General features: G+C 64.4%; 26 protein-coding genes. 17 read left to right on the top strand and 9 right to left on the bottom strand.

Translation table 11 applies throughout. The features are described 5' to 3' along the window. Nucleotides 1-65: 65 nt before the first annotated feature. Nucleotides 66-1,535 carry a Y-family DNA polymerase gene (locus ACTJLC_RS26955; protein WP_310135468.1) on the bottom strand — a complete coding sequence of 490 codons (1,470 nt, stop codon included), beginning with the start codon at nucleotides 1,533-1,535 and terminating at the stop codon, nucleotides 66-68. Beyond that, nucleotides 1,465-2,172, bottom strand: a complete 708-nt coding sequence (gene imuA, locus ACTJLC_RS26950) for a translesion DNA synthesis-associated protein ImuA (protein WP_083080857.1) — start codon at nucleotides 2,170-2,172, stop codon at nucleotides 1,465-1,467. The genes ACTJLC_RS26955 and imuA overlap by 71 nt, the downstream gene beginning before the upstream one ends. Nucleotides 2,173-2,465: 293 nt before the next feature. Between imuA and ACTJLC_RS26945 the strand changes: the two genes are divergently transcribed. Beyond that, nucleotides 2,466-3,467, top strand: coding sequence for an SDR family oxidoreductase (locus ACTJLC_RS26945; RefSeq protein ID WP_310135467.1), 1,002 nt, complete (start codon nucleotides 2,466-2,468; stop codon nucleotides 3,465-3,467). A 21-nt stretch (nucleotides 3,468-3,488) separates the two neighbouring features. On the opposite strand, the gene ACTJLC_RS26940 is transcribed toward ACTJLC_RS26945, so the two are convergent. Next, nucleotides 3,489-4,142 carry a DUF1109 domain-containing protein gene (locus ACTJLC_RS26940; protein WP_310135466.1) on the bottom strand — a complete coding sequence of 218 codons (654 nt, stop codon included), beginning with the start codon at nucleotides 4,140-4,142 and terminating at the stop codon, nucleotides 3,489-3,491. Beyond that, a complete protein-coding gene (locus tag ACTJLC_RS26935) occupies nucleotides 4,139-4,798 on the bottom strand; it encodes a sigma-70 family RNA polymerase sigma factor (RefSeq protein WP_310135465.1) in 660 nt (219 codons plus the stop codon). The genes ACTJLC_RS26940 and ACTJLC_RS26935 overlap by 4 nt, the downstream gene beginning before the upstream one ends. Nucleotides 4,799-4,932: 134 nt before the next feature. Between ACTJLC_RS26935 and ACTJLC_RS26930 the strand changes: the two genes are divergently transcribed. From ACTJLC_RS26930 to ACTJLC_RS26875, 12 genes are all read left to right on the top strand, one after another. Further along, nucleotides 4,933-5,253: a BufA1 family periplasmic bufferin-type metallophore gene (locus ACTJLC_RS26930; protein ID WP_114164433.1), complete on the top strand. Its 321-nt coding sequence runs from the start codon at nucleotides 4,933-4,935 to the stop codon at nucleotides 5,251-5,253. 13 nt (nucleotides 5,254-5,266) lie between these two features. Then, the gene (gene bufB / locus ACTJLC_RS26925; protein ID WP_114164434.1) at nucleotides 5,267-6,157 is read left to right on the top strand and encodes an MNIO family bufferin maturase; all 891 of its coding nucleotides are present in this window, start codon (nucleotides 5,267-5,269) and stop codon (nucleotides 6,155-6,157) included. Nucleotide 6,158: 1 nt separating this feature from the next. Continuing rightward, entirely contained in the window at nucleotides 6,159-6,935 is a 777-nt protein-coding gene (locus ACTJLC_RS26920; protein ID WP_244220062.1) for an HvfC/BufC N-terminal domain-containing protein, read from the top strand. 8 nt (nucleotides 6,936-6,943) lie between these two features. Then, a complete protein-coding gene (locus ACTJLC_RS26915) occupies nucleotides 6,944-7,423 on the top strand; it encodes a DoxX family protein (RefSeq protein WP_374710329.1) in 480 nt (159 codons plus the stop codon). A gap of 449 nt (nucleotides 7,424-7,872) precedes the next feature. Beyond that, on the top strand, nucleotides 7,873-8,232 hold the full coding sequence (locus tag ACTJLC_RS26910; protein WP_083080848.1) for a hypothetical protein: 360 nt from the start codon (nucleotides 7,873-7,875) through the stop codon (nucleotides 8,230-8,232). A gap of 93 nt (nucleotides 8,233-8,325) precedes the next feature. Next, a complete protein-coding gene (locus ACTJLC_RS26905) occupies nucleotides 8,326-9,621 on the top strand; it encodes a TolC family protein (protein WP_083080846.1) in 1,296 nt (431 codons plus the stop codon). An 11-nt stretch (nucleotides 9,622-9,632) separates the two neighbouring features. Continuing rightward, nucleotides 9,633-11,189 carry an efflux RND transporter periplasmic adaptor subunit gene (locus ACTJLC_RS26900; RefSeq protein ID WP_310135461.1) on the top strand — a complete coding sequence of 519 codons (1,557 nt, stop codon included), beginning with the start codon at nucleotides 9,633-9,635 and terminating at the stop codon, nucleotides 11,187-11,189. Continuing rightward, nucleotides 11,186-14,389 carry an efflux RND transporter permease subunit gene (locus tag ACTJLC_RS26895; protein ID WP_310135460.1) on the top strand — a complete coding sequence of 1,068 codons (3,204 nt, stop codon included), beginning with the start codon at nucleotides 11,186-11,188 and terminating at the stop codon, nucleotides 14,387-14,389. The genes ACTJLC_RS26900 and ACTJLC_RS26895 overlap by 4 nt, the downstream gene beginning before the upstream one ends. Beyond that, nucleotides 14,386-14,721: a copper-binding protein gene (locus ACTJLC_RS26890; RefSeq protein WP_114164440.1), complete on the top strand. Its 336-nt coding sequence runs from the start codon at nucleotides 14,386-14,388 to the stop codon at nucleotides 14,719-14,721. The genes ACTJLC_RS26895 and ACTJLC_RS26890 overlap by 4 nt, the downstream gene beginning before the upstream one ends. A 270-nt stretch (nucleotides 14,722-14,991) precedes the next feature. Next, nucleotides 14,992-15,171, top strand: a complete 180-nt coding sequence (locus ACTJLC_RS26885) for a hypothetical protein (protein WP_227470417.1) — start codon at nucleotides 14,992-14,994, stop codon at nucleotides 15,169-15,171. Nucleotides 15,172-15,303: 132 nt separating this feature from the next. After that, nucleotides 15,304-15,618 (top strand): hypothetical protein, encoded by a 315-nt coding sequence (locus ACTJLC_RS26880; RefSeq protein WP_073431728.1) that lies wholly within the window; start codon nucleotides 15,304-15,306, stop codon nucleotides 15,616-15,618. A 101-nt stretch (nucleotides 15,619-15,719) separates the two neighbouring features. Beyond that, nucleotides 15,720-16,037 (top strand): P-II family nitrogen regulator, encoded by a 318-nt coding sequence (locus ACTJLC_RS26875; RefSeq protein WP_073431729.1) that lies wholly within the window; start codon nucleotides 15,720-15,722, stop codon nucleotides 16,035-16,037. Nucleotides 16,038-16,095: 58 nt separating this feature from the next. On the opposite strand, the gene ACTJLC_RS26870 is transcribed toward ACTJLC_RS26875, so the two are convergent. The 5 genes from ACTJLC_RS26870 to ACTJLC_RS26850 form a co-directional block, all read right to left on the bottom strand. Beyond that, entirely contained in the window at nucleotides 16,096-18,339 is a 2,244-nt protein-coding gene (locus ACTJLC_RS26870) for a copper-transporting P-type ATPase (RefSeq protein ID WP_440845745.1), read from the bottom strand. 133 nt (nucleotides 18,340-18,472) lie between these two features. Beyond that, complete coding sequence (locus tag ACTJLC_RS26865) at nucleotides 18,473-18,724, bottom strand: DUF2933 domain-containing protein (RefSeq protein ID WP_310135458.1); 252 nt, start codon at nucleotides 18,722-18,724, stop codon at nucleotides 18,473-18,475. Between the two features lie 22 nt (nucleotides 18,725-18,746). Further along, entirely contained in the window at nucleotides 18,747-19,193 is a 447-nt protein-coding gene (locus ACTJLC_RS26860; RefSeq protein WP_310135456.1) for a hypothetical protein, read from the bottom strand. 172 nt (nucleotides 19,194-19,365) lie between these two features. Further along, nucleotides 19,366-19,701 carry a hypothetical protein gene (locus tag ACTJLC_RS26855; RefSeq protein ID WP_310135455.1) on the bottom strand — a complete coding sequence of 112 codons (336 nt, stop codon included), beginning with the start codon at nucleotides 19,699-19,701 and terminating at the stop codon, nucleotides 19,366-19,368. A gap of 55 nt (nucleotides 19,702-19,756) precedes the next feature. After that, a complete protein-coding gene (locus tag ACTJLC_RS26850) occupies nucleotides 19,757-20,113 on the bottom strand; it encodes a DUF4148 domain-containing protein (protein ID WP_310135453.1) in 357 nt (118 codons plus the stop codon). Between the two features lie 468 nt (nucleotides 20,114-20,581). On the opposite strand from ACTJLC_RS26850, the gene ACTJLC_RS26845 reads away from it, so the two are divergent. The 4 genes from ACTJLC_RS26845 (at nucleotide 20,582) to ACTJLC_RS26830 (ending at nucleotide 24,686) form a co-directional block, all read left to right on the top strand. Then, a complete protein-coding gene (locus ACTJLC_RS26845; protein ID WP_073431733.1) occupies nucleotides 20,582-20,968 on the top strand; it encodes a response regulator transcription factor in 387 nt (128 codons plus the stop codon). Between the two features lie 220 nt (nucleotides 20,969-21,188). After that, nucleotides 21,189-23,390 carry a PAS domain-containing sensor histidine kinase gene (locus tag ACTJLC_RS26840; protein WP_310135452.1) on the top strand — a complete coding sequence of 734 codons (2,202 nt, stop codon included), beginning with the start codon at nucleotides 21,189-21,191 and terminating at the stop codon, nucleotides 23,388-23,390. Then, nucleotides 23,380-24,054, top strand: coding sequence for a response regulator transcription factor (locus ACTJLC_RS26835; RefSeq protein WP_154875020.1), 675 nt, complete (start codon nucleotides 23,380-23,382; stop codon nucleotides 24,052-24,054). Before ACTJLC_RS26840 ends, ACTJLC_RS26835 begins: the two co-directional genes overlap by 11 nt. A 302-nt stretch (nucleotides 24,055-24,356) precedes the next feature. Beyond that, on the top strand, nucleotides 24,357-24,686 hold the full coding sequence (locus tag ACTJLC_RS26830; protein ID WP_374710326.1) for a hypothetical protein: 330 nt from the start codon (nucleotides 24,357-24,359) through the stop codon (nucleotides 24,684-24,686). The last annotated feature ends 1 nt before the right edge of the window (nucleotide 24,687 follow it).

Below are 24,687 nucleotides of genomic sequence, written 5' to 3'. Positions count from 1 at the left end.
GAAGATCGGGTTGACGGCGTTCCTCGCGCAGGCGAGGCGCCGTCGAAGGCCGTATTCGTGGCGCTTCATCCGAACAGGCCATGAAGGAACCACCGCGGCTCTTCTTCCGCATCGCGACTGCTCATGCGCTCGCGGTATATCCAGAAACAGCTCTGGTCTTCACCCTGAGCGACGAAATAATCGCGCGTGACGAGTTCGCCATCGAACCACCCGCTCTCGATGCGTTCGCCAGGCGACACGAGGCGCAGCGGCGAACCGTAAAACGGGCGGTGTTTTCGCATTAGCAGGCGCACGGGTTTCTCCAGCAGCCAGGTGGGCCGCGGAAGCGCTTTCGGCAACCGTGTGCTTTCCGACGTGCTGCCGACCGGCACCCATCGGTTGGCGATTTCGGGCCGGTAGTCCGCCGTTGGCGCGGGCCTGAGCACGTTGTCCTCGCCGAGCCGCGCGACCAGCAGCTCGACGAGACGGGCGTGGTCCGCGGCGGAGCCGCCGGGCTCGGGAAACAGCGTATCGGATGCCGGTGCGGCGGGCTGCACGTTCGATGCATCGAGCCGCAGCGCGATAACGGGGGCGGTCAGTTCAATGCGGCCAAGACGCTCCCTGACGAGTCGGACCAGATGATCTTCCCGCCATGTCGGCTCGCCCAGGGCAATCTCGATGGGCGTCGGCTCGATGGCCTGCCTGCCGCGCTCGTGCTCGAGCAGAAGCGTCGCGCCCGTCAACGCCAGTTGCTTCGCGCACAGCCAGCCGCACAGTTGCACGATGAGACGATGCGCACCGAAAAGCGCCGCTTCCGCATGCTCGATACGATCGGGCATTTCAATGCGGGCGGAAAACGTGGGAGGGAGCGCCAGCCACTCGAACAGTTCCGGCGCCGTGCCGAAAGCGCGGTCGAGCGAGTCGAGCAGATGTTCGCCGCAACGTCGTTGCAGGCCCGCGCGCGGCAGCCGTCTCACGTCGGCAATCGTTTCGCAGCCAAGGCCGGTGAACCAGTCGGCAAACGGCCTGATTTCCGGCACTGACTGCAACGGCAGCACCGACAGTTGCCGTTCCAGCGAATCGACCTTGAGCACGCGCCGGTTCCGGTTCCTCGCGAGCAGCCAGGCGCCTTGCCCGGTCGGCGCAGCGCTTATCCGCGCGGTCAGCCCGATGGCTTCGAGGATCGCTTTCGCCTGCCGGCATACGGCGAGCAGTCCGCCAAAGAGATGCAGGCTCGCGCCGATGTCCACCACGACAACCGCTTCGTCGAGAACCGCGACATCGGGTGAGAACCGCATGAGCGCCACGGCGACCTCGCGTTGCGCGGCATGCTCGCGGCCGGCGTCGCGTTCGTAAATCTCGATCTCCGGCGCGAGCGTCAGCACGCCGCCGCGTTTCATGCCGACCCGCACCCCCGCGGACCTGGCGACGCCATCCGCGATGAGCACCTTGTCCCGTTCGAGAACCACGCAGCCGTGCGCGGGCTCAGGCAGCCACTTCGGCCGGAAGATCTCGAGCTGCAACCGGGGCAGGTGAACGGCGAGAAATACGCGCATGGTGCGAAAACAGAACAGGTGTGGGTTGCAGGGGAATGGACAGAGGCTCTGCGCGTGCCGGACCTCGTCGCTTCGTGATGTCGACGGTCAGGCCGTCGCGTTCGGGCCGCAGCGCCAGCCGTAAAACCGCGGGAGAGGCATCCTGTGCCGACGCCAGCGGGCGGATCATGAAGAACAGCGTTTCCGAAGACTGGGCGGCCAGATGCAGCCGCCGCAGCGACGAGGTCTGAACGTGTTGCGCCCAGAACAGCAGTGCGCCGCAACTGCCGGCGCGCAGAATCTGCTCCGCGGCCCAGAGCGCGTCGGCTGTCTTCGGAGCCTGGACAACCATCAATTGTTCGGACGACAACCCGATGTATTCGAGGCCCAGGCCGTTCGGTACGTGCGGCGGCTGCACCATTGCAATCGGCCGCTTCTCCATTTCGCTGAGCGCGGGGCGCAATAGCCGCATTTCGCCCACGCCGGCCTGCTGCACCAGCAGGTCCACCAGCGCGCCGACCGGCCATCCGCCGCCGGGCAATTCCGCCGATAGCGCGGGATAGCCGGTATCCACGATATGCCCCCGGCTGCGCGCAAGCTGCGACGCCCGCCATAGCGACGGGTGGATGGCTTCGGGGACGGGCAGCGCGGTGGTCATTGGAGTTGCGGAAAAATCACTGTATGCATGTACAGTATCCTACACGGATTTTCGTAGCCACGAACAGGCACTTTTTTCGGGAAATTTTCAGGGAGAGGGCGCTGGCACGGCCATTAGAAAACCTCACGCCACTCGCCACTCGCCACGCGAACTGCCCGAATGCCCAATCGCATCCAGACGACAAAATCGTCACGCCTGAACGCATGGCACGCCGCATGCAACGCATGCAGCACGAACCTGCCAACTCAAAACCCACGCGAACCCGCCCGCATTCACCGTCGACCGGAGGAACCATGTGGCGCAAGCTTGCTCGACCGCGAATCGTGGTGGTCACCGGCGCCAGCGCGGGCGTGGGCCGCGCTACCGCCCTCGCGTTCGCGCGTCGCGGCGCGCATGTCGCGCTGCTGGCGCGCGACCCCGCGGCGCTCGACGACACGGCAGCGCAAGTGCGCGCATGCGGCGTGCGCGCGTTGCCGATCGCACTCGACGTCAGCGACGCCGACGCCGTCGAAGCCGCCGCCGCGCGCGTGGAAGCGGAGCTGGGTCCGATCGACGTATGGGTCAACAACGCCATGCTCACCGTGTTCGGACCGATGGCAAGCCTGACGCCGAAGGAGTTCGCGCGGGTGACGGACGTGACCTACCTCGGTTACGTCTGGGGCACGATGGCCGCGTTAAAGCGCATGAGCGCGCGCAATCGCGGTTGCATCGTTCAGGTCGGCTCGGCGCTCGCCTATCGCGCGATTCCGCTGCAATCGGCCTATTGCGGCGCGAAGCATGCGATCCGCGGCTTTACCGACGCATTGCGCTGCGAACTGCTTCACGATCACAGCCGCGTCCATCTGACGATGGTGCAAATGCCCGCATTGAATACGCCGCAATTCGACTGGGCCGAGAACCGCATGCCCCACGCTCCGCAGCCGGTGGCGCCCGTTTTTCAGCCGGAAGTCGCCGCGCGCGCGATCGTCTGGGCGGCAACGCATCGTCGGCGTGAGGTGTATGTCGGGATATCGACGGTGAAGGCGATTGTCGCCAACCAGGTCGTGCCCGGCTGGCTGGACCGATATCTCGGCCGCACCGGCTATCAGGCGCAGCAAAGAGCCGCGCCGGCAAGCGATGCCGCGCCCTCGAATCTGTGGCAACCGGTTGCCGGCGCGCATCGCGTTCATGGTCCATTCGACGGCGAGGCGAAGCGTTACAGCAGCGCGCTATGGCTCGATACGCATCGTCCGCTTGCGCTTGCCGCCGTGCTGAGCCTGGCCGCGTTGACATGGCGGCGCTGGCCGCGCCGCTAGCCGGCGTGGCTGGTCGGCTCGTCAGCGCAGCGCGATCCAATCCAGCAGCCGCTGACCGTAGCGGCCGCTCAAGGCCAGATAAAGCGCGGCGACGCCGAGGTTCCACAGCAGGATCATCGCGGTCGCGTCGAGAGGATGGAAAATCGACAAGGCCACCGCGGTCATTGCAGCGACCGCGAGACTACCCGCCATCACGACCGGTCCCGGCTCCAGCCGGGCGGCGTGGCGCAGCATGATCAGCATCACGAGCGATAGCGGCATGCCGACCAGTACCAGGGTCGCGAAGCATCTTGCCGTTTCGCCGACAGACATGCCTTCCGGTCCGATCGCGATCCAATTGGTCAGGCAACCGTAGCCAATCGTGGCGACCCACGTGAGCGCAGCCGGTCCCGGTAACAGAAGCCAATGGCGTGACCGGCCCGGCACGCTGGCAATCAATGCCGCGACGGCGGCCAGAATGCCGGTGGCCGTGGCCGCGGCCATGCCGATGACGAACAGCGGCTGATGCAGCTTGACCGCCAGGTCGGCGCGCACTCCATGCGCGACACCGACGAAGAGCATCACAACCGCGGCAAACAGCAACCAGCACGCGGCTCTCGCCGCTGGCGAGCGCAGACGCCGCACCGGCGCGGCATCCGCGGCGAGCACGTCGATCAGGTCGGAGGTGCGGGTCATGATTTGCTACCTCGCTGCGGGAACCTCTCCCGTAATCGTTTCATGGCCCGATGCGTGGCGACTTTCAACGCGGCAACCGACGTTCCGCTTGCAGCCGCGGCTTCTTGCAGCGACATCTCCTGCAATTTGAGCATGCGCATCGCGTCGCGTTGTCCGACAGGCAATTGCTCGATTGCTTCCCTGACCAGGCGGGCATTCACCGTCTCTTCCTCTAAGTTCGCTTCATCGGCGGCAAAGGTTTCCAACTGATTTTCCGTTGACGATTCATGCGAGCCAACACGGCCGCGCCGGCGCAGACCGTCGACGATGCGCCGGTTTGCAATGGCGACCAGCCACGGCCCGAACGGACGCGAAGGATCATACGTGTTGCGCACGGCGTGCACGGTCAGCAGCACATCCTGAACCGTGTCCTCGATGTCGTCGGCGTTGCGGATGTGTCGTGCCGCGAGCGCACGAAGGTAGGGCGTGATGTCCTGGAGCAACCGGCGATAGGTCTGGGCGTCGCCCATTTGCGCGCTGGCCATCATGGCGGACCAGTCGAGTTTGCCGTCGGCGCGACGGGTCGCCGGCGCTTGCCGAGCGGCCGGCGCGATCGACGCCAGGCTCTCTCTTTCGGAACCAGGAACGGGACTCGGCGGGGGGGGATGCCGTTGCATGCTGAAATTTTGTGGCGGGGAGCCCGGATTGTCACGCGGAAAAAGTTTGAGCGGACCGTAACCTTTTGCGGCGCTCGGCCGAACCTTCCTGCACGGCCCACAATGTCCGGCCGCAACCCTCAGGAGGATGCGTGATGAACAAACACAGGATGACGGCCTCGATCTTGTCTTCGGCAATCGGCCTGGCGCTCGCCATGCAGATCGCGCCTGTTCAGGCCCAGGCCATGAAGGACATGAGCGCGATGCCGCAAGTCGTGAAAGACAACATGGCCCGGATGGAAGCGAACAAACTGCAAAAGTGCTACGGCATCAACGCCGTGTCGAAAAACGACTGCGCTGAAGGCGCCCATTCCTGCGCCGGACAATCCACCCAGGCGCGCGACCCCAAGTCATTCGTTTTGCTGCCCGCCGGCGATTGCAGCAAGATCCAGGGCGGCAAGCTGAAGCCGGCGTGAGGAAGGAAGGGTCATGGATGCCGCTTCCGGCGCCTCGCACTATGCCCACGGCCTGATTCCGGCGTGCGCCGGCGTCGGGCTGCGCTTTCGGCACCATCACGAAGTTGTCGAACGGCATCCGCCCGCCGCCTGGTTCGAGGTGCATCCCGAGAACTACATGGGCGGCGGCCTCGCGCCAGGATACCTGGATGCGATTCGCCGGGATTACCCGATCTCGCTTCACGGGGTGGGCCTTTCTCCCGGCAGCGTCGAAGGCCTGGATGCACGGCATCTCGAGCGTGTGCGCGCCGTCATCGAGCGGGTCGAGCCCGGCCTCGTTTCTGAACACCTGTCATGGAGCGTAAGCGCCGGCGTCTATCTCGCCGACCTGTTGCCGCTGCCGATGACGGAAGAAGCGCTGACCCTCGTATGCAGTCACGTCGACCAGGTGCAGACCTGTTTGCGGCGGCGCATTTCATTGGAAAACCCGTCCACGTATCTGCGTTTTCGCCACTCGACTATTCCTGAGTGGGCGTTTCTCGCCGAGGTCGCGCGGCGCACGGGATGCGGCATCCTCTGCGACGTCAACAACATCTATGTCAGTGCCGGCAATCACGGCTGGAACGCACAGGTTTATCTCGATGCCTTGCCGCCCGAATCGGTGACCGAGATTCACCTGGCCGGACACAGCGTGCGTCAGCTCGACGAGGGCCGAATAATCCGCATCGACGACCACGGCTCACGCGTCGCGCCCGCCGTGTGGGACCTGTTCGAACTGGCGCTCAGGCGTTTTGGACCGGTTCCCACGCTGATCGAATGGGACACCGATGTGCCGCCGCTCGAGGTTCTGATGGAAGAAGCCGCGCTTGCGGATGCCGCTATCGGGAGGCAGGGAAATGACGACTTGTGCGCCAACGCTGCATGACTTGCAATGCGCGGTGCGCCGGGACTTGCTTGGGCTTGCCGATGGCGATGCAGCCGCGTATGTGATAGCCGATGGCCTCGCTCCGCAGGCGCGGCTCGCGATTTATCGGAACACGGCGAATAGCACGCTGCTTACGGCATTGCGGCTCACTTATCCGGCCGTGCGGGCTTTGGTTGGAGACGAATTCTTCGAAGGCGCGGCTCGACTTTTTATCGAGCAATGCCCACCGTCGAGCGCGCACCTGGATAGCTACGGCGACAGGTTCGCGGATTTTCTGGCGCGGATGCCGGAAGCGGCGTCGCTCGTCTATCTGCCGGATACCGCACGACTCGAATGGGCCGTGAATGAGGCGCTGCACGCAGCCGACGCAACGCCGCTCGATCTACGCCGCCTCGAACAACTGGATGAAGCCGGCATGCAAGCCGTACGGTTTTTGCCGAGTCCCGCAATACGAATGATGGAGTCGGCGTTTCCCATCGACGCCATCTGGCACGCGGTATTGTCAAGGGACGATAGCGCGTTGGCGGACATCGATCTGGCGGCTGATCCGGTCTGTTTGTCTATCCAACGGGCACCTTCCGGCGTCGAGGTGAACCGGATGACGAAAGGGCAATACCGCTTCACGGCTGCGTTGCTTGCGGGACGCCCTTTGCATGACGCCCTGGCCGATGCGCCGGACGCTGAAACGTCCGTCTGGCTCGCACACCTTCTTGTATCTGGATGCCTTGTCGATATCCGTCTGTCGAACGAGGCATCCAGCCGAACAGCCGAGAGGTAGCCCCCATGATGCCGGAATCTCGATCCGCTCATCGCAGTTCGATACTGACTGAGCGCATCCTGCGCACCGTGGGATGGCTGGAGCGCGTGCCGTATACGGTTCTCGCGCTTCCACTGAGGCTTGCTGTCGCCACGGTCTTCTGGAACTCGGCGATGACCAAACTGGCCGACTGGAATGCCGCGCTCCAGTTGTTCAGGGAAGACTATCGACTACCGTTGCTGCCGCCCGAGCTTGCCGCCTACATGGCTGTGTCGATCGAACTGACCGCGCCTGTGCTGCTTGTGCTCGGCCTCGCGACGCGACCCGTGGCATTCGTCCTGCTCGGCATGACAACGGTCATCGAGGTGTTCGTGTATCCGCAGGCATGGCCCACGCACATTCAATGGGCCGCGATGCTGTTGGTCCTGCTGTGCCGGGGCGCCGGCAAGTGGTCATTGGATCAATGGTTATTCAGACGCCTTGGCATCCGCTGCGCATCACGCACATGACGTGGCATACGCCCGGCCCGCCGCCACGATAGCAATGGGTCGAGCATGTCGCTGCGATGACCAGAAAGTCATTTCGGCGTCACGGCTCGTTCAGGCGCCGCGCTCCATCATCCAGAGATGAAGACACCATCCATAGCCCGTGTTCGCTTCGTCATTGCAATAGCGACGGCTGTCGTCGCGCTCGCCGGCTGTCAGAGCGCGGCCACGTCGAGCCGCTCAGCCGTCGTGAGCGGCCCGGCCGTGAGCCCACGCTCGGGCGACTCGCCGCAATTGCCGAAGTCCTATCCCTGCCAGAACCTGCACGTGAAAATGCCGGCTTGCCCGCCGAGATGACATGGGCCTGGCGCGCGAATTGCATCGCCCAAGCCCGCAGCCGGCTGCGTGCGACAAGTCACGCCGGCGATAAATTCCCCGAACATGGATAAGACCGCTCCCGTATAATTCCGGCCATGAAATTGCTCCGGACATTGCTCCTCCTGCTGCTTTGCGCCGTGCTGCCCATCAGTGGGCTGGCGGCGAGCGGGTTGACGGGAGAATGTCCAATGCAAATGAGCATGGGCGCCGACGAGGGCAGTGCGACGTCCGCGGAAATGCCTGGGTGCGAGACCATGAAATCGTCGCAACCCGAGAAAGCCAAGGGCTTCTGCAAGGCAACGGCGCAATGCCAGCTCGGCAGCCTGTATCACCCGGTCTCCCGTACTGAAGTCACCCGTCCCGCCGGACTCTCGATTCCGGTTGCTTTCCACTACGCCGACTCGCTGCCCGTCCGTGAACCGGCCGGCCCCTGGCGACCTCCTCGCGTCATCTAATCCCTTTCTGACAGGTTCACCGCGTTCGCGGTGAGGGTCGTCCTGCGTTCAGGACGTGGATTCCCTATGGGAGTCCGCCGTTGGGGTTCGAACATGCCTTTAACCATTGGCGCGCCGTCATGCCGGCGCGCACCCTTGCGCGCGCATTGGCTGTGCGCCGCGCTGATTCTCGCGAGCGCCGCTGCGCGCGCTCAGCAAGCACCCGTCACGCTCGATGCGGCACTTCAGGCCGCCACCGACCGCTCCGCCGTCATGGCGGCGGCGCAGGCATCGGTGCGCGCCGGTTCGGAAGCGGCCGTGCGGGCCGGCCAGTTGCCCGATCCGATGCTCAAGGCCGGCGTCGATAACCTGCCGGTGAACGGGCCGCAACGATTCACCATCGGTCAGGACTTCATGACCATGCGCCGCGTCGGCATCGAACAGGAATGGGTATCCGGCGACAAACGCCGGCTGCGCTCCGCGCTCGCGAACGGCGTGGTGGACCGCGAGCGGGCCGGCTATCTCGCGCAGCTCGCGAACACCCGTCAACAGACGGCCGCGGCGTGGCTGAACGCGGTCTATGCAAAGAAGGCGATTTCGCTGCAGCAGGAACTCGTTGAGCACATGAGCCATGAGCTGGATGCGACGAGGGCGTCCTATCGTGGCGCGAAGTCGACCGCGGCCGACGTGACCCAGGCGGAGGCGCTGCTCGCTCAGGCCCAGGACCAGATGCTCAAGGCCCGGCAGACCTTGCAGACCGCGCTCATCGCGCTGTCCCGCTGGACGGCGAGCGCCGTTGCGGATGTGAGCGGCGAGCCGCCGGCGCCGCAGTCGTATGTGCCAGCGCTGCCGCCGCAAGAACTGAGCGAGGTGCAGCCGGTGCTGGTCGCCGCGTCGCGCGACATCGCCGTGGCCGACGCCGATACGGCCGTCGCGAACAGCAACCGCAGCCCCAACTGGACGTGGGAAGTCGCCTACCAGCAGCGCGGCGGCGGATTCTCCAACATGGTGTCGGTCGGGGTGAGCATTCCGCTGCCGATCCATCGCAAGAACTATCAGGACCGTGACGCGGCCGAGAAAGCCGAGCTCGGCACCAGGGCACGCCTGCTGTACGAGGACGCGCAACGGCAAGTCACAGCGGACATCCAGACTCAGTCCGCGACGCTTGCCAGCGGCCGCGAGCGCATCGCCAATCTCACGCACGCGCTGTTGCCGCTCGCGGAGCAGCGCGTGCGCCTGGCGGTGGCGGCGTACAAGGCGGGTACCGGTTCGCTCGCGGACACGTTTGCCGCGAGACGTGCGCAACTCGACGCCGAGCTTCAGGTGCTCGACTTGCAGCGAGACGTCTCGCAGACCTGGGCGCAACTGGAATACCAGGTCGTGCCTGCCTCGATGTCCGTCAGTCAGTGAAGGAGAGCACCATGCAAACGAAACCACTGGCGCGCGCGGTTCTGATGACGTCCATCGCCGCGGCGCTGTTAGGCGCGGGCTATCTCGCCGGCACGCGGCGCGCGCCGGCGACGGGCTCCGGCGTCTCGGCGGCATCCGCCTCTGCCTCTGCCTCTGCCTCCGCAAACACGATCGACCCGAAGACGGGCCGCAAGGTTCTGTACTGGCACGACCCGATGGTGCCGAACCAGCACTTCGACAAGCCGGGCAAGTCGCCATTCATGGACATGCAACTCCAGCCGGTCTACGCCGACGAAGGTGGCGCGGGCGGCATCAGGATCGACCCAGGCCTTCAGCAAAACCTCGGCATCCGCTACGCCACCGTGCGCCGGCACGAAACGATGGAAGGATTCGATGCCGTCGGCACAACGCAGTTCGACGAATCGCGCTCGGAGGTGGTGCAGTCGCGCGTGACGGGTTACATCGATCGTTTGCATGCCAGCGCACCGATGCAGCCGATCGCGAAGGGCGCACCGATTGCGTCGCTGTTCGTGCCCGACTGGCTCGCGCCGCAGGAAGAATATCTCGCGCTCAAGCGCAGCGGCATCGACAGCGGCATGCTCGAAGCGTCGCGCGCGCGCATGCGTGCGCTGTCGATTCCCGATGGCGTCATCGCGGCTCTCGACCGGACGGGCAAGGCGCAGACACATGTCGTGCTGTCGTCGCCGGAAACCGGCGTGCTGAGCGAACTGAACGTCAGGGACGGCGCGATGGTGACGCCAGGGCAAACGCTCGCCAAGGTCGCCGGTCTGTCGAAGCTCTGGCTCATCGTCGAAATTCCCGAAGCGCTTGCGCTGGGCGTGCGGCCAGGCATGACCGTCGATGCGACGTTTGCCGGAGACCCGGCCCGGCACTTCAACGGGCAGATTCGCGAGATCCTGCCCGGCATCAGCACCACCAGCCGCACGCTGCAAGCGCGCCTCGAAATCGACAACGCCGCGCTCGAACTGACGCCCGGCATGCTGATGCGCGTGCGCGTGGGCGCACAGAAGCCGGTCTCGCGTCTGCTCGTTCCGGCCGAGGCGGTCATCACCACGGGCAAGCGCTCGGTCGTCATCGCGAGGAACGGCGATGGCCGCTTGCAGCCCGTTGCGGTCACGGTCGGCAACGACATCGGCAATGAAACCGAAGTATTGAGCGGCCTGAGCGACGGCGAGCAGGTCGTCGCGTCCGGTCAGTTCCTGATCGATTCCGAAGCCAGCCTGAAGTCGCTTTTGCCACGGCTGGGGGGCGGCGCGGGCACGGCTCCCGGCGCTCCCGCGCCTGCGCCTGCGTCAGCAGCGGGAGCGGCAGCGGCCCAAACGTACGAGACCACCGGCAAGGTCGAGAAAGTGACCGCCGAGGACATCACGTTCTCGCATCAACCCGTTCCGGGCCTGGGCTGGGGCGCGATGACGATGGCGTTCAACAAGCCCTCGCCCAATGCGTTTGCGAACGTGAAGGCGGGCGACATGGTGCATTTCGCGTTCAGGCAGTCGGATGACGGCTACCAGTTGACCAAGGTCGAACCGCTTGGAGGCGCCAAATGATTGCACGCCTCATAAGATGGTCGATCCATAACCGCTTCCTGGTGCTGCTGGCGACGGTGCTTGTCACGGCGTGGGGCGTCTACTCGGTCACGCAAACGCCGCTCGATGCGCTGCCTGATCTCTCCGACACCCAGGTCATCATCAAGGCGTCGTATCCGGGCAAGGCGCCGCAGGTGATCGAGGACCAGGTCACGTATCCGCTCACCACGACGCTGCTCGGCGTGCCTGGGGCAAAAACCATCCGCGCGTATTCGTCGTTCGGCGATGCCTTCGTGTATGTGCTGTTCGACGACAAGACCGACCAGTACTGGGCGCGCTCGCGCGTGCTCGAGTACCTGAACCAGGTGCAGAGCCGTCTGCCCCAAGGAGCGACCGTCTCGCTTGGACCGGATGCGACCGGCGTCGGCTGGGTGTACGAATATGCGCTGGTCGACAGGACGGGGCAGCACGACCTCGGACAACTGCGCGCGCTGAACGACTGGTTCCTGAAGTTCGAACTGAAGTCGGTGCCGGATGTTTCGGAGGTGGCCAGCATCGGCGGCATGGTGCGCCAGTACCAGGTCGTGCTCGACCCCGACAGGCTGCGGGCGTACGGCATCACCCAGACGATGGTGGCCGACGCGCTCGGCAAGGCGAATCAGGAATCGGGCGGCTCGGTGGTGGAAATGGCCGAGTCCGAATACATGGTCCGCTCGTCCGGCTACCTGCATACGCTCGACGATTTCCGCAACGTCGTGCTGCGCGCGAACGATGCCGGCACGCCGGTGCTGCTTGGCGACGTGGCGCGCATCCAGATCGGACCGGAGATGCGGCGCGGCATCGCGGAACTGAACGGTCAGGGCGAAGTAGCGGGCGGGGTGGTCGTGATGCGCTCCGGCAAGAATGCGCTGAAAACGATCGACGCGGTGAAGGCGAAACTGGCCGCACTGAAGCGCTCACTGCCGGCGGGCGTCGAAGTCGTGACGACCTACGACCGCTCCCAACTGATCGAACGCGCGGTGGCTAACCTGAAGGACAAGCTCATCGAGGAATTCATCATCGTCGGGCTCGTCTGCGCGGTGTTCCTGTTTCATCTGCGCAGCGCCTTCGTCGCCATTCTGTCGCTGCCGCTCGGCGTGCTGACCGCGTTCATCGTGATGCGCTATCAAGGGGTCAACGCGAACCTCATGTCGCTGGGCGGCATTGCGATCGCCATCGGCGCGATGATCGACGCGGCCATCGTGATGATCGAGAACGCCCACAAGCATCTCGAAGCGTACGACCACGACCACCCTGACAAGCCGATCACGACGGCACGGCGCTGGGAACTCATCGCCACTTCCGCAACGGAGGTCGGGCCGGCATTGTTCTTCTCGCTGCTCATCATCACGCTGTCGTTCATCCCCGTATTCTCGCTGGAAGGGCAGGAAGGCAAGCTGTTTTCGCCTCTGGCGTTCACCAAGACCTACACGATTGCGGCTGCGGCCGGTTTGTCGGTGACGCTGGTGCCGGTCCTCATGGGCTACCTGATCCGCGGCCGCATTCCGCACGAGAACGCCAATCCCATCAACCGCGTGCTGATCCGGCTGTACCGTCCGTGGCTGGAAGCGACGCTGCGCCGGCCGTGGATCGCGATCGGCATCGCCGTTCTCGCGCTGGTCATCACGCTTGTTCCTGTATCGCGGCTCGGCGGCGAGTTCATGCCGCCGCTCGACGAAGGCGACCTGCTCTACATGCCGACCGCGCTTCCCGGCATTTCAGCAGCGAAGGCGGGCGAACTCTTGCAGCAGACCGACCGGCTCATCAAGACGGTGCCCGAGGTCGCCACGGTGTTCGGCAAATCGGGACGCGCCGACACGGCCACCGACCCCGCGCCGCTGGAGATGTTCGAGACCACGATCCAGTTCAAGCCGCGCGACCAGTGGCGACCCGGCATGACGCCGGAGAAGCTCGTCGATGAACTGGACCGGACCGTCAAGGTGCCGGGGCTGTCGAACGTGTGGGTGCCGCCGATCCGCAATCGCCTGGACATGCTGTCGACCGGCATCAAGACGCCGGTGGGCGTGAAGATTTCAGGCAGCGAGTTGTCGCAAATCGACGGCATCGCGGCGCAGGTCGAGGCGGCGGTGAAGGACGTTCCCGGCGTGACATCCGCGTTGGCCGAACGCCTGAATGGCGGCCGCTACATCGACGTCGATATCGACCGGCTGGCGGCGGCCCGCTACGGGCTTGCCGTGGCGGATATCCAGTCGGTAGTTTCGTCGGCGGTAGGCGGTGACAAGGTCGGCGAAGTCATTGCGGGGCGGGAGCGCTTTCCGATCAACATCCGCTATCCGCGTGAAATCCGCGATTCGCTGGAGAAGCTGCGTGAGCTACCGGTCGTCACGGAGCGCGGCGCGCAGATCCGGCTCGGCGATGTCGCGCGTATCACGATTGCCGATGGCCCGCCGATGATCCGCAGCGAGAACGCCAGGCTCTCCGGTTACGTCTACGTCGATATCCGCAACACGGACCTGCAATCCGCCGTGAAGGCGATGCAGCGCGCCGTGGCGGAAAAAGTCGTGCTGCCGCCTGGCTACTCGATTGCGTGGTCCGGTCAGTTCGAGTATCTGGAGCGCGCGGCGGCGAAGCTGCGCACCGTCATTCCGGTGACGCTCGCCGTCATCTTCGTGCTGCTGTTTCTCACGTTCGATTCGGTGGCCGATGCGCTGCTGCTGATGTCGACGGTGCCGTTCGCGCTGGTCGGCGGTTTCTGGCTCATCTGGATTCTGGGGCATGCGGTATCCGTCGCGACCGCCGTCGGCTTCATCGCGCTCGCGGGCGTGGCGGCGGAATTCGGCGTGGTCATGCTGCTGTACCTGAAGGGCGCGCTGAACCGCAGGCTCGAAGCCGGCGAGCCGCTGAGCGAGGCGCTGCTGTTCGACGCGATCCGGGAAGGCGCCGTGTTGCGCGTGAGGCCGAAAGCCATGACGGTCGCGGTCGTGCTCGCGGGTCTCATACCCATCATGATCGGACACGGTGCCGGCTCGGAAGTGATGCAGCGCATCGCCGCGCCGATGGTCGGCGGCATGGTCACCGCGCCGCTGCTGTCGATGTTCGTGATTCCCGCCGCCTGGTTTCTGCTCCAGCGCCGTCGCGCGAGACAGGAATGTGATGCGCGGTCACACCATGCAACTTCCGGCATGAACGTGCCATCTACCCAAACTGGAGAGACTCAATGAAGACATTGATTATTGCATCCGTTGCTTTCGGAGCCATCGTTGCGGCGCCCGCGTTTGCTGAAGAAGGTATGGACATGTCCAAGCCGTCGACTTCGAAAACGTCATCCAACACTGCGCTCACCAATGCCGAAGTGATGAAGGTCGATCCGGCCACCGGCATGGTCACGCTAAAGCACGGAGCGCTGGAAAACGTCGGCATGCCGCCGATGACCATGGCCTTCAAGGCGAAAGATGCTGCAATGGTCAAGCAGGTTCACGAGGGCGACAAGGTCAAGGTCCGCGTCGAAAACGTTGACGGTACGCTGACCATCGTGAAACTGGAAAAGCATTGACGAGGTACTGATACGGCACTCGTCGAGCCAGCACGCAACAGGTCCGGCCGCGGACCGTAGCGATGCGCCGCGGCAGCGCCTATACTGGGATTCATGAAAGTGTGGGCCAAATTCGTCGCGTGCTTTCTGATTGCGTGGTTGCCGCTGCTCGGCTACCCGGCGCAGGCGGCATTGTGTCCGATGGCGGCGTCGGTGGCCGCGCATCAACAGAGGCAAGCTTCGCACGCATCCGACATGACTGCGTGCGAGCAACCTGCAAGGCATCACACCATGAATGCCCAAGCTGCGTGCCACGGCGGCATGGGCGGCCTCGCCTGCGGCGTGCCCGCCATACCGGCGAGGTACGCCGTTATCGTCGTACCTTCCGCGCCTGTCTACCGGGCTGTCGCCCGTACCTTCACGGAACAGTTCATCCCCGAACTGCCGGCACCTCCACCGCGCTTGCTGTAACTCCCTCGTCGGCAGGGACGAATGGTTCCGCACCGTGGCTCGCGCACGTCCGCCACGCACGAAACTAGCGTCGCGCCGCACGTTGGAGACTGCTTTCTCGGCGATACGATCGAACCGAATCCGGAGACTGACATGATCACGAAATTTATCCGAGCAGCGGCGCTGTCGGCGCTGCTGTCAATGACAGCCACTGTCGCCGTGTCGGCTGGTGGCGCGCGCAACGACGGAAGCTCGCCAGCGCAAACACGAGAACGCGGCGATTCCATGATGGGAATGGGAGGAATGGGAGGAATGGGCGGCGGCATGATGGGTAGCTGTCCAATGATGGGCGGCAATATGGGCATGGACCCCAAGACCGCGATGCGCATGCACGCCGACATGATGCGCGCGATGAGCGACATCATGCTCAAGTATGCCGATCAGGCCGGAGCGACCCCGTCGAAATAAGCGCTTCGGCATTCATCTTTTCTGACGGCATGACACGGCGGGTGCGACATGGGCGGTCGTCGCACCGTTTCTCGCTGTTTTCCTCGGTCATTGAGGGCAACATGGAACTGAAATGCGTTGTTGCAATTGTTCGGCCTGAAGTCCTCGAGGTGCTGGAGCGCCGGTTGGGCGCAGTACATGTTCATGGACTGACCATCACCCAGGTAAAAGGATTCGGCGCGCACCCGAACCCGTTCTCTAACGACTGGACAACCGGGCATATCAAGATCGAGGTCTTCACGCAGAGCGAAGCTGTCGATGCGCTGGTTCGGGAAATCCTGAACATTGCATACGGCACTGCGGGCGAAGACGGAATCGTCGCGGTCCTCCCGGTGGAGCGCTTTCTACGCGTGAGTACCGCGTCCGAGGCGGCTCCGTGAACCAGACGGCGGTGGATGCGGCGCATCGCCGCGCCGCCTTCGCCGGCAGGAGGCGCGGCTACGTGCGCGCCGCCCGCAAACGAAGCGCGTTGCCTATGACCGACACCGAGCTCAGCGCCATTGCCGCGCTCGCGATGATGGGGCTGAGCAGGATGCCGAGCCAGGGATACAGCACGCCTGCCGCGACAGGAATGCCAATGACGTTGTAGGCGAACGCGAAGAACAGGTTCTGCCGGATGTTCTTCATCGTTGCGACGCTCAGGGTGCGGGCTCGCGCGATACCGCGCAGGTCGCCTTTGACCAGCACGACGCGGGCGCTGTTCATCGCGACGTCCGTGCCGGTGCCCATCGCGATTCCGACATTGGCCTGAGCGAGTGCGGGCGCGTCGTTGACGCCGTCGCCCGCCATCGCGACCACGTGCCCTTGCTGCTGCAATTCCTGTACGTGCTTGTACTTGTCCTGCGGCAGAACGCCCGCTTTGACCCCGTCGAGCGACAGCGTTTTCGCCACCGCGTTGGCCGTTACCGGATTGTCGCCGGTCAGCATGATGATCCTGATGCCCGAGGCCTTCAGCAGTTGCACGGCCTCGGCTGTCGTGCCCTTGACCGGATCGGCCACGCCGATATAACCGGCGAGTCTGCCGTCCACGGCCAGATACATGATGGTTTGGCCCGCTTCGCGCAGCCGGTCCACGTCCGCGTTGACGGCCACGGAGTCGATCCTCGCATCGTCCATGAGCCCCGTGTTTCCCAGCAGGGCGGCGTGACCGTCGATCTTGCCGCTCACGCCTTTGCCGACGATCGCGTCGAACCCGTCGACCGGCTTCGTCGCCGCGTTGTTCTCCTGCGCCCGGGAGACGATGGCCTGCGCCAGGGGATGTTCGCTCGGTCCTTCGAGACTGGCCGCATAGCCGAGCACCGATGCCTCGGTGTGGTCCGCCAATGCGACGACCGTCTGAACACGAGGTTTGCCCTCGGTGAGCGTGCCGGTCTTGTCGACCACCAGCGTGTCGACTTTCTCCATCAGTTCGAGTGCTTCCGCGTCCTTGATGAGCACGCCTTCCTTCGCGCCGCGCCCGACTCCCACGATGATGGAGACGGGCGTCGCCAAACCGAGGGCGCAGGGGCACGCGATGATGAGCACGCTGATCGCGACGACGAGCGCGTTCGCGAGCGCGGGCGCTGGACCGATAACCGCCCAGACGACGAACGACACCGCGGCGATGCCGATGACCGCCAGCACGAACCAGCCCGACACCTGGTCAGCCAGTTTCTGAATCGGCGCGCGCGAGCGGCCGGCCTCGGCGACCATCTGGACGATTCTTGCAAGCAACGTGTCCGCGCCGACCTTTTCGGCGCGCATCAGAAACGTACCGGTCTGGTTGACCGTCGCGCCGGTCACCTTGCTGCCGGCCATTTTTTCCGAGGGGATGGATTCGCCGGTAATCATCGATTCGTCGACGCTCGAACGGCCTTCGGTGACGACGCCATCGACCGGAACCTTCGAGCCGGGCTTCACCCGCAACGTGTCGCCGATCGCGACGGCTTCCAGCGGCACGCTTTCTTCCGCGCCATTCGCGCCGACGCGAACCGCCGTGTGCGGCGCGAGGTTCAACAGATCCTTGATCGCGCTCGACGTGCGCGAGCGGGCGCGCAACTCCAGCACCTGCCCGAGCAGTATCAGCGTCACGATGACCGAGGCGGCCTCGAAGTACAGCGGCAATTCATGCCCGCGCCGGAACGCGTGAGGCAAGGCATCGGGGAAAAACAGCGCGAACACACTGAAGAAGTACGCAGCCGAGACGCCCAGCGCGATGAGACTGAACATGTTCAGTTGGCGCGTGCGGAACGATTTCGCGCCACGCTCCAGAAAGGGCCAGCCCGCCCACAGCACGACCGGTGTGGCGAGTACGGCCTGCACGCACTGCGACCAGGTCGCCGGCATCCAGTGGGGCAGGGCCAGCCAGTTGCCGGTCCGGTCGATAACCGCGCTCACGTCGTAGGACGTCAACATCGGCCCCATGGTCATCACGAGCAGCGGTATCGACAGCGCGAGCGCGACCCAGAACCGGCGCGTCATCGATTCGAGCTCGACGTTGCGTTCCTCGACCGCGAGCGGCGTGACGGGTTCGAGCGTCATTCCGCAGATAGGGCAATTGCCGGGGGCCGACGCGCGTATCTGCGGATGCATCGGACAGGTATAGACCACGCCAGGCGTGTTGCCGCTGTCGCCGCGATGGCGAGCCGGAAAGGCAGGGCGGCCGTGGACCGGCGCCGGCGCGTGAGCATGGGAATGCGACATGGAAAACCCTCCACTAGGAGTCAGCCGGCGTGCGCGGCATGAGCGTGGTGAACCTCGAGACAAAGCACGGCGTGCGCCGCGCGTCATCGCGCCGCGCGTCGCCGTGACAACGAGCCCCCAAAAGTTCTATCCGCTAGTAAGGGCGTTCATCATTTCCCTGGTGGGTCTTCGCATGCTGCGTGCCACCCCCTGCGCCGTGATGCCCATGATGCATGAACAGGTGCATCAGCGGACATGCGAGGAGGAGCACATAGGGCAGCGCACCCAGAAAATGCGCGCGATGCCCGGAAAACATGAAGAAAGCGGCCACCGCGCCGAAACCCACCAGGGCGATTGCGCCGCGCGACTTCCAGAAGGGCCGCGCCTGCTGAACGGGGATTGTCATGCCGGGCTCCTTATGCGCGCCGTCACTTCGCGGCCGGCGGGTTCTCGATGGCCTCGCGGTCCATCATCATGGTCATCATCATCTGCATCATGTCCATGCGCTTTTCCATCATGTCGTGCTGCGCGCTGCCCGAACCCATGTGTCCGTGATGGTCTTTCATGCCGTTCATCATCGCCATGCCTTGCTGCATGGCCTGCATCTGCTCATCCATCAGCCTGGCTCTTTCCTCGGGCGTGTTTGCCGCCATCATGCGCGCGTGCAGTTCCTGCATTTTCTTCATTTGCGCATCGGCGGCGCCGAGCGCCTTCGGCTTGGCGGCACTTGCGGCGCCTGGCGCCGCCGTGCCGTGCGCGTGTTCATCGACCGCGGGTGCGGCGCCGCTCGAGATCGCGGGGCCGAACGAAAGCGACAGGGTAATGAGCGACGCAGCGAGCCATGCGAGCGTCGGGGTTTTCCGCCGGCTGTTCATGATTCTCTCCAGGTTGTTGTTTTCCCTGTCGTTGACTGTACTGGCGGGAACGTCGGCTCTGTTGATCTGGCGCAACGAAAAGGCATCCTGGACGGCTGGCTGACGGCTACCGATCTGGAGCGGGCAAAAAGTGGCGGCGTGGGATTGGCTGCGGCGATTTCCGCTGCATGCGTCAGGTCCAGTACTTCGAATCGGTGATGGACTTGCGGTAGCCGGGAACGAGGCGGGGCGGTCGGTGCGGCGAACCGGACGCACCGAACCCGTTTTCAGATGCGTCGAGACGTGCCGCTCCCGATTGGGCTGAAGCTGACGGCTGAATTAACGAACGCGCTCCGTCCTCGATAACGCGTTCCATCGCGTTGTCCGCTGCAATGCGTTCCAGCGGTAATTCAGAGGCTTTGCCCACCGTCGTCAACACCTCGATGAAGCACGCCGACTGCGCCCCATAGCCTGCCGAGACCGCCAGCGCAACCATTGCGGCGAAATACAGTGTCCCGGCGGCTTTCATGGGCATCGGCCTGACATGCGGGCGTCGACCGAATGATGAACTTCGCACTTTGCCCTCAGCTGCCGAAGTACGGATTGCAGTAGCTCGCCGGGCCCACGCAGGACGATTGCATCGCCGTATGCGTGGATGCGCGCTTGCCGGCCGCGGATTTGCCGTGTTGCGTGACGCCGCCGTATCCCTGAGTACCCGATTGCTGTCCGTCTTGCGCGGCGATCTTTGCCTCGGCGGCCTGAATGTCGGCCGGATAGTTGATGTCGTTGGCCACCGACGGGTTATAGCCGGCCTGTTCCACGCGAACCAGATCGGCGCGCACTTCGGCACGCGTGATCGGCCCATTGGTTTGCGCGAAGCTCAGTGCGGGAGCGGCGAGTGCGCCGGTTGCGATAGTGAGGAAAAGTACGATCTTTTTCATGATGAAGCTCCTTGATGGATGAGAGAAGGCGAATCGTTGGTGAATCGTTTGCGAATCGTTTATCGAACCGCGATTGAAATGTAGTCCCGCAAGCAGCATCGAAATAGACATACATCGGTACGCCGGCCGGCCAACGGCCGGTGCGTTGGCTGAACCTTCGGATGAGCCATGCGCCGCGCGATAACCGGTCTGACGAACGGGTCTCGTGCCTGCGCATGAGCCACCCCGCTCCGAGGTCCGGTGCGTTCATATGAAGGTGTTATGCGCCCGGTGAGGCCTGCGGAGCGCGCTGCGCTCGCCGCGGCTTTCGCACCTATACGGAGGTATGAGCGATCCATTCGAACGTTTGGTGCCGCGCTTGCGTTCGTAGAATGGTTCGCGAGGCGTGCGGCGCGTATAGTCGAACCGGAGCGGGTGGCAGCCCATGTTGCACCGCCGTTTTTGCACTCAAGGCCGAGGACCCGTCGCTTGTACAACAATCCAATCGTTTCGATCATCGACGACGACGAGTCCGTCCGCGTTGCGACGTCGAGCCTGGTTCGTTCGCTTGGCTGGGACGTCCGGCTCTATGCGTCGGCGGAGCAGTTCCTCGCGTCCGACTCCATCGGCGCCGTGACCTGCATCATTTCCGATGTGCAGATGCCGGGTATTTCCGGGCTGGACATGTACCGCCGTCTCATCGAGCGCGGCGTGACGCTGCCGGTCATCTTCATCTCCGCTTTCGCGTCGGATGCGGTGCGCCGTCAGGCGCTCGACATCGGCGCGATGTGCGTGCTGAGCAAGCCCGTCGATGCGGCGGAGGTGTCGCGCCGTCTGGAAACGATCAGGGCGGGTGGTGACGGCATGCCGGCTTGAGGGCCACCGAAGCGCGCATGCGCACGCATCGGCCAGCCATATCTCCGATAGAATCAGAGCCGGATAAAAAAGGTCGACGTCCCGCATCCCGGACCGATATGCACGACCGGTCCCATGAAAGCAGGGACGCGCTGCTTACCAACAAACGCTTGTCTGGAACACCTATGCAAAATTCGTGTCCTTCCATCCGTATCTTCTCCGCGCGGCGCGCTCCCAGACCGTGAAATTCAACCAGGGCGCCGGCAGGCCGCTGCGAGACAACGCACGGGCGCTATACGCATGTGCGGCCATAATCGGTCTTGCCGTTTTCGTTATCGACGCATTCACGCCGCTCGATATTGCAATCGCCGTGCTGTACGTGGTGGTCGTGCTGCTGGTGGCATCGACCGGATCGCGGCCGGCCGCGGTCGCCGCCGCATGGACCTGCGTGGTGCTCACGCTGTTCGCCTTCGTGCTGTCGCATGACGAACACTATTCGGGCGGCGCGGTGGCGCGTTGCGCGGTCAGTCTGCTCGCCATCGTCACCACCTCGGTGCTGGCGCTGCGCAACCAGGCCAACACGGCCACATTGCGCGAACAGCTTCAGTTGCTCGATCTCACGCACGACGCGATCGTCGCCTACGACATGAACGACCGCATCACGTTCTGGAATCAGGGCGCGGAGGAACTGTACGGCTGGACCGCGCAGCAGGCGCTCGGCCAGCCGATTCACGAACTGACGCAGACCCATGCGGCCATTTCCCTCGATGAGATCCGCGACGAAGTGCTCCGCGTCGGGCGTTGGCACGGCGAGCTCGAACGCGTGCGCAAGGACGGCGAGACCGTCGCCATTTCGAGCCGCTGGGCGCTATGGCGCGACCGCAACGGCAAGCCGCGCGCGATCCTCGCGACCAACAACGACATCACGTTGCGCAAGCGCATGGAAGCCGAACTGCGGCGCCAGCAGGAAGAACTGCGCGCGACCATCGACGCGATTCCGGGCATGGTATGGAGTTCGTCGCCGGACGGCCGGCTCAGCTACATCAACCGGCGCTGGAGCGAGTTCGGCGTGACGGTCGCCGAGGACGGCGGCGACATCTGGCGCTCGATCGTGCATCCCGACGATCTGCCCGCGACGGAGGCGGCATGGCAAAGCGCGGTCACGACGGGCGCCTCGTTCGAAAACGTCGCACGCATCAGGCGCCGCGACGGCGTCTACCGGTGGATGCACATTGGCGCGGAACCGTTGCGCGACGCCGCCGGCAAAATCTTGCGCTGGTACGGCGTGAATACCGACATCGAGGAGCGCAAGCGGGCCGAACAGGCGCTGGAACGCAGTGAAGCGTTTCTGTCGGACGCGCAGCGGCTTAGCCGCACGGGCAGCATCGCCACGCGTTTTCCGGGCGGCGAGATGTGGTGGTCCGAAGAGGCATACCGGATTTTCGATTATCCCGAGGACGCCAAACCCGGCATCGATCTAATCGTCGCGCGCACGCATCCCGACGATCTCGCGCTCGCCCGCGAGGCCTACGAACAGGCGATGGCGGGCGAGCCGTATATCGACACCGGGCACCGTTTGCTGATGCCGGACGGCAGCGTCAAGCATGTTCACTACGTCGCGCATATCGCCGCGCCGCAGTCGGGCAATATCGAGTACGTGGGGGCGTTGATGGACGTCACCGAGCGCGTCGTCGCGCAGGAAGCCCTCGACCGTTCGACCGCCGAGCTTGCCCACACCACGCGCGTGACGATGCTGGGCGAACTGGCGGCATCGATCGCGCACGAGGTGACGCAGCCGCTTGCCGCGATCGTCACGGCCGGCGACGCGGCGTCGCGCTGGCTCAACCGGCCGCAACCGGAACTGTGCGAAGCGGCGCAGTCGATCAATCAGATGATTCGCGACGCGAAGCGCGCGACGGACATCATTCGCCAGATACGCGCGATGGCGCAAAAGCGCGATCCGAGCCATGCGGTATTCGACTTGAATGCTATCGCTAGGGAATCCGTCGAACTCGTGCGCCGCGAGCTGGATGGTGAACGCGTCGAAGTGGAAACCGCTTACGAACTGCCGGCCCTGGAGGTGTGCGCCGACCGCGTGCAACTGCAGCAGGTCATCATCAATCTCGTGCTGAACGGCGTGCAGGCGATGACGGGTGTCGCCGGGCGCGCGCGGCGTCTGCGTATTCGCACCCGGCGCTTCGACGGCCGGCATGCGCAGGTGATCGTCGAGGACTCCGGCACCGGCATTAGCGAGGAGAACCTCGGGCGCCTTTTCAACGCCTTCTTCACCACGAAGAAGGACGGCATGGGAATGGGACTTTCGATCTGCCGGTCCATCGTGGAGATGCATGGCGGGCGGATCTGGGCCGAATCGAAGCAAGGCGAGGGTGCCGTGATGCAATTCATACTACCGCTCGATGGAGACACGTGTGATGGACGTTGAAAGCGCAAAGGCCACGGGACAATCCATTGCTTATGTGGTCGACGACGACGATTCGATGCGAGCCGCGGTGAGCATGCTGCTGCGCTCGGTCGGCCTGCGCGTCGAAACGTTCGCGTCGGCCCAGGAGTTCCTGGCATTCGAGATGCCCGACGTGCCGAGTTGCCTGATCCTCGACGTGCGCCTGAAAGGGCAGAGCGGGCTTGCCGTGCAGGAGCAGATCGCGGCGGGGCACATTCACGTGCCGATCATCTTCATGACGGCGCATGGCGACATCGCGATGACCGTGAAGGCCATGAAGGCCGGCGCCATGGACTTTCTGGCCAAGCCGTTCCGCGATCAGGACATGCTGGACGCCGTGGCGAACGCGCTCGCGAAAGACGAAACGCGGCGCAATGCGGACCGCTCGGTGGCCGACCTGCGCCGCTGCTACGAACTGTTGACGCCGCGCGAGCGCGAGGTGATGGGATTCGTCGCGCGCGGCTTGATGAACAAGCAGATCGCCGCCGAAATGAATCTGAGCGAGATCACCGTGAAGATTCATCGAGGGCAGGCCATGAAGAAAATGGAGTCGCGCTCGCTCGCGGATTTCGTTCTGAAGGCGGAGGCGCTTGGCGTCAAGGCGCCGCAGGAGTCGGGAGTGGCGGCGCGCGTCTCGCGTAGCTGATCGATGGCGAGTGCTAGAACGTGACGAACTGGACGCGGCGGCGCCGCCGTCCACTCGCCCCAACATTCCGGTTCATTGCGTTGCAAGTCGGCGCCCGTTAATAACGGAACGAGCGAACGGAACCGAGCACTAGAAATCGGTGACAGTTCGACGCCCCGGTGCCGTTGCGAGCCGTCGGTTTCATAGCTATTCGTCGTGCTGTTGGTAAAGGCGACCGGCTGCTTGATCTGATAGACGGCGAGGACCGCGCCGTGACCTCGCAAAGCTCGAGCGGCTCCGCGCAGATCGTGTTGTAGTTCGATATGGATCGAGACGTCGACGGCGCGGCGCGCGACGTGCAGGCGGCGATCAACGCCGCGCGCGGTTCGTTGCCCACCACGCTCACGCAAACGCCGACCTACCGCAAGATGAACACGGGGGACGTTTATCTTCAAGGCGTGTATCAGCACGTGAGCGGCACCGGCGACAGCGGCATTCACGCGGTGATCAACGGCTTGAGCGCTTCCGAATCAGCAAGCCGCCGTTACGGTGGGTATGCGCGTCCGGTTCTGATCGCGGATACCCGTGGAGCCGGTGATGGTTTCACGGGTATCTATCGCGAGCATTTGCATGACGGCATTGCCGCGGGCTGAT

The sequence above is a fragment of the Paraburkholderia sp. 22099 genome (assembly GCF_052045835.1).
GTDB lineage: Bacteria > Pseudomonadota > Gammaproteobacteria > Burkholderiales > Burkholderiaceae > Paraburkholderia > Paraburkholderia terricola.
The sequence above is the reverse complement of the archived record's forward strand: the minus strand, read 5'-3'. Positions and strand labels throughout refer to the sequence as shown.

Coding starts and splice junctions, on each gene's coding strand:
- ACTJLC_RS26955 (WP_310135468.1), bottom strand. CDS start 1,535: ATGCGCGTATTTCTCGCCGTTCACCTGCCCCGGTTGCAGCTCGAGATC.
- imuA (WP_083080857.1), bottom strand. CDS start 2,172: ATGACCACCGCGCTGCCCGTCCCCGAAGCCATCCACCCGTCGCTATGG.
- ACTJLC_RS26945 (WP_310135467.1), top strand. CDS start 2,466: ATGTGGCGCAAGCTTGCTCGACCGCGAATCGTGGTGGTCACCGGCGCC.
- ACTJLC_RS26940 (WP_310135466.1), bottom strand. CDS start 4,142: ATGACCCGCACCTCCGACCTGATCGACGTGCTCGCCGCGGATGCCGCG.
- ACTJLC_RS26935 (WP_310135465.1), bottom strand. CDS start 4,798: ATGCAACGGCATCCCCCCCCGCCGAGTCCCGTTCCTGGTTCCGAAAGA.
- ACTJLC_RS26930 (WP_114164433.1), top strand. CDS start 4,933: ATGAACAAACACAGGATGACGGCCTCGATCTTGTCTTCGGCAATCGGC.
- bufB (WP_114164434.1), top strand. CDS start 5,267: ATGGATGCCGCTTCCGGCGCCTCGCACTATGCCCACGGCCTGATTCCG.
- ACTJLC_RS26915 (WP_374710329.1), top strand. CDS start 6,944: ATGCCGGAATCTCGATCCGCTCATCGCAGTTCGATACTGACTGAGCGC.
- ACTJLC_RS26910 (WP_083080848.1), top strand. CDS start 7,873: ATGAAATTGCTCCGGACATTGCTCCTCCTGCTGCTTTGCGCCGTGCTG.
- ACTJLC_RS26905 (WP_083080846.1), top strand. CDS start 8,326: ATGCCTTTAACCATTGGCGCGCCGTCATGCCGGCGCGCACCCTTGCGC.
- ACTJLC_RS26900 (WP_310135461.1), top strand. CDS start 9,633: ATGCAAACGAAACCACTGGCGCGCGCGGTTCTGATGACGTCCATCGCC.
- ACTJLC_RS26895 (WP_310135460.1), top strand. CDS start 11,186: ATGATTGCACGCCTCATAAGATGGTCGATCCATAACCGCTTCCTGGTG.
- ACTJLC_RS26890 (WP_114164440.1), top strand. CDS start 14,386: ATGAAGACATTGATTATTGCATCCGTTGCTTTCGGAGCCATCGTTGCG.
- ACTJLC_RS26885 (WP_227470417.1), top strand. CDS start 14,992: ATGAATGCCCAAGCTGCGTGCCACGGCGGCATGGGCGGCCTCGCCTGC.
- ACTJLC_RS26880 (WP_073431728.1), top strand. CDS start 15,304: ATGATCACGAAATTTATCCGAGCAGCGGCGCTGTCGGCGCTGCTGTCA.
- ACTJLC_RS26875 (WP_073431729.1), top strand. CDS start 15,720: ATGGAACTGAAATGCGTTGTTGCAATTGTTCGGCCTGAAGTCCTCGAG.
- ACTJLC_RS26870 (WP_440845745.1), bottom strand. CDS start 18,339: ATGTCGCATTCCCATGCTCACGCGCCGGCGCCGGTCCACGGCCGCCCT.
- ACTJLC_RS26865 (WP_310135458.1), bottom strand. CDS start 18,724: ATGACAATCCCCGTTCAGCAGGCGCGGCCCTTCTGGAAGTCGCGCGGC.
- ACTJLC_RS26860 (WP_310135456.1), bottom strand. CDS start 19,193: ATGAACAGCCGGCGGAAAACCCCGACGCTCGCATGGCTCGCTGCGTCG.
- ACTJLC_RS26855 (WP_310135455.1), bottom strand. CDS start 19,701: ATGAAAGCCGCCGGGACACTGTATTTCGCCGCAATGGTTGCGCTGGCG.
- ACTJLC_RS26850 (WP_310135453.1), bottom strand. CDS start 20,113: ATGAAAAAGATCGTACTTTTCCTCACTATCGCAACCGGCGCACTCGCC.
- ACTJLC_RS26835 (WP_154875020.1), top strand. CDS start 23,380: ATGGACGTTGAAAGCGCAAAGGCCACGGGACAATCCATTGCTTATGTG.
- ACTJLC_RS26830 (WP_374710326.1), top strand. CDS start 24,357: ATGGATCGAGACGTCGACGGCGCGGCGCGCGACGTGCAGGCGGCGATC.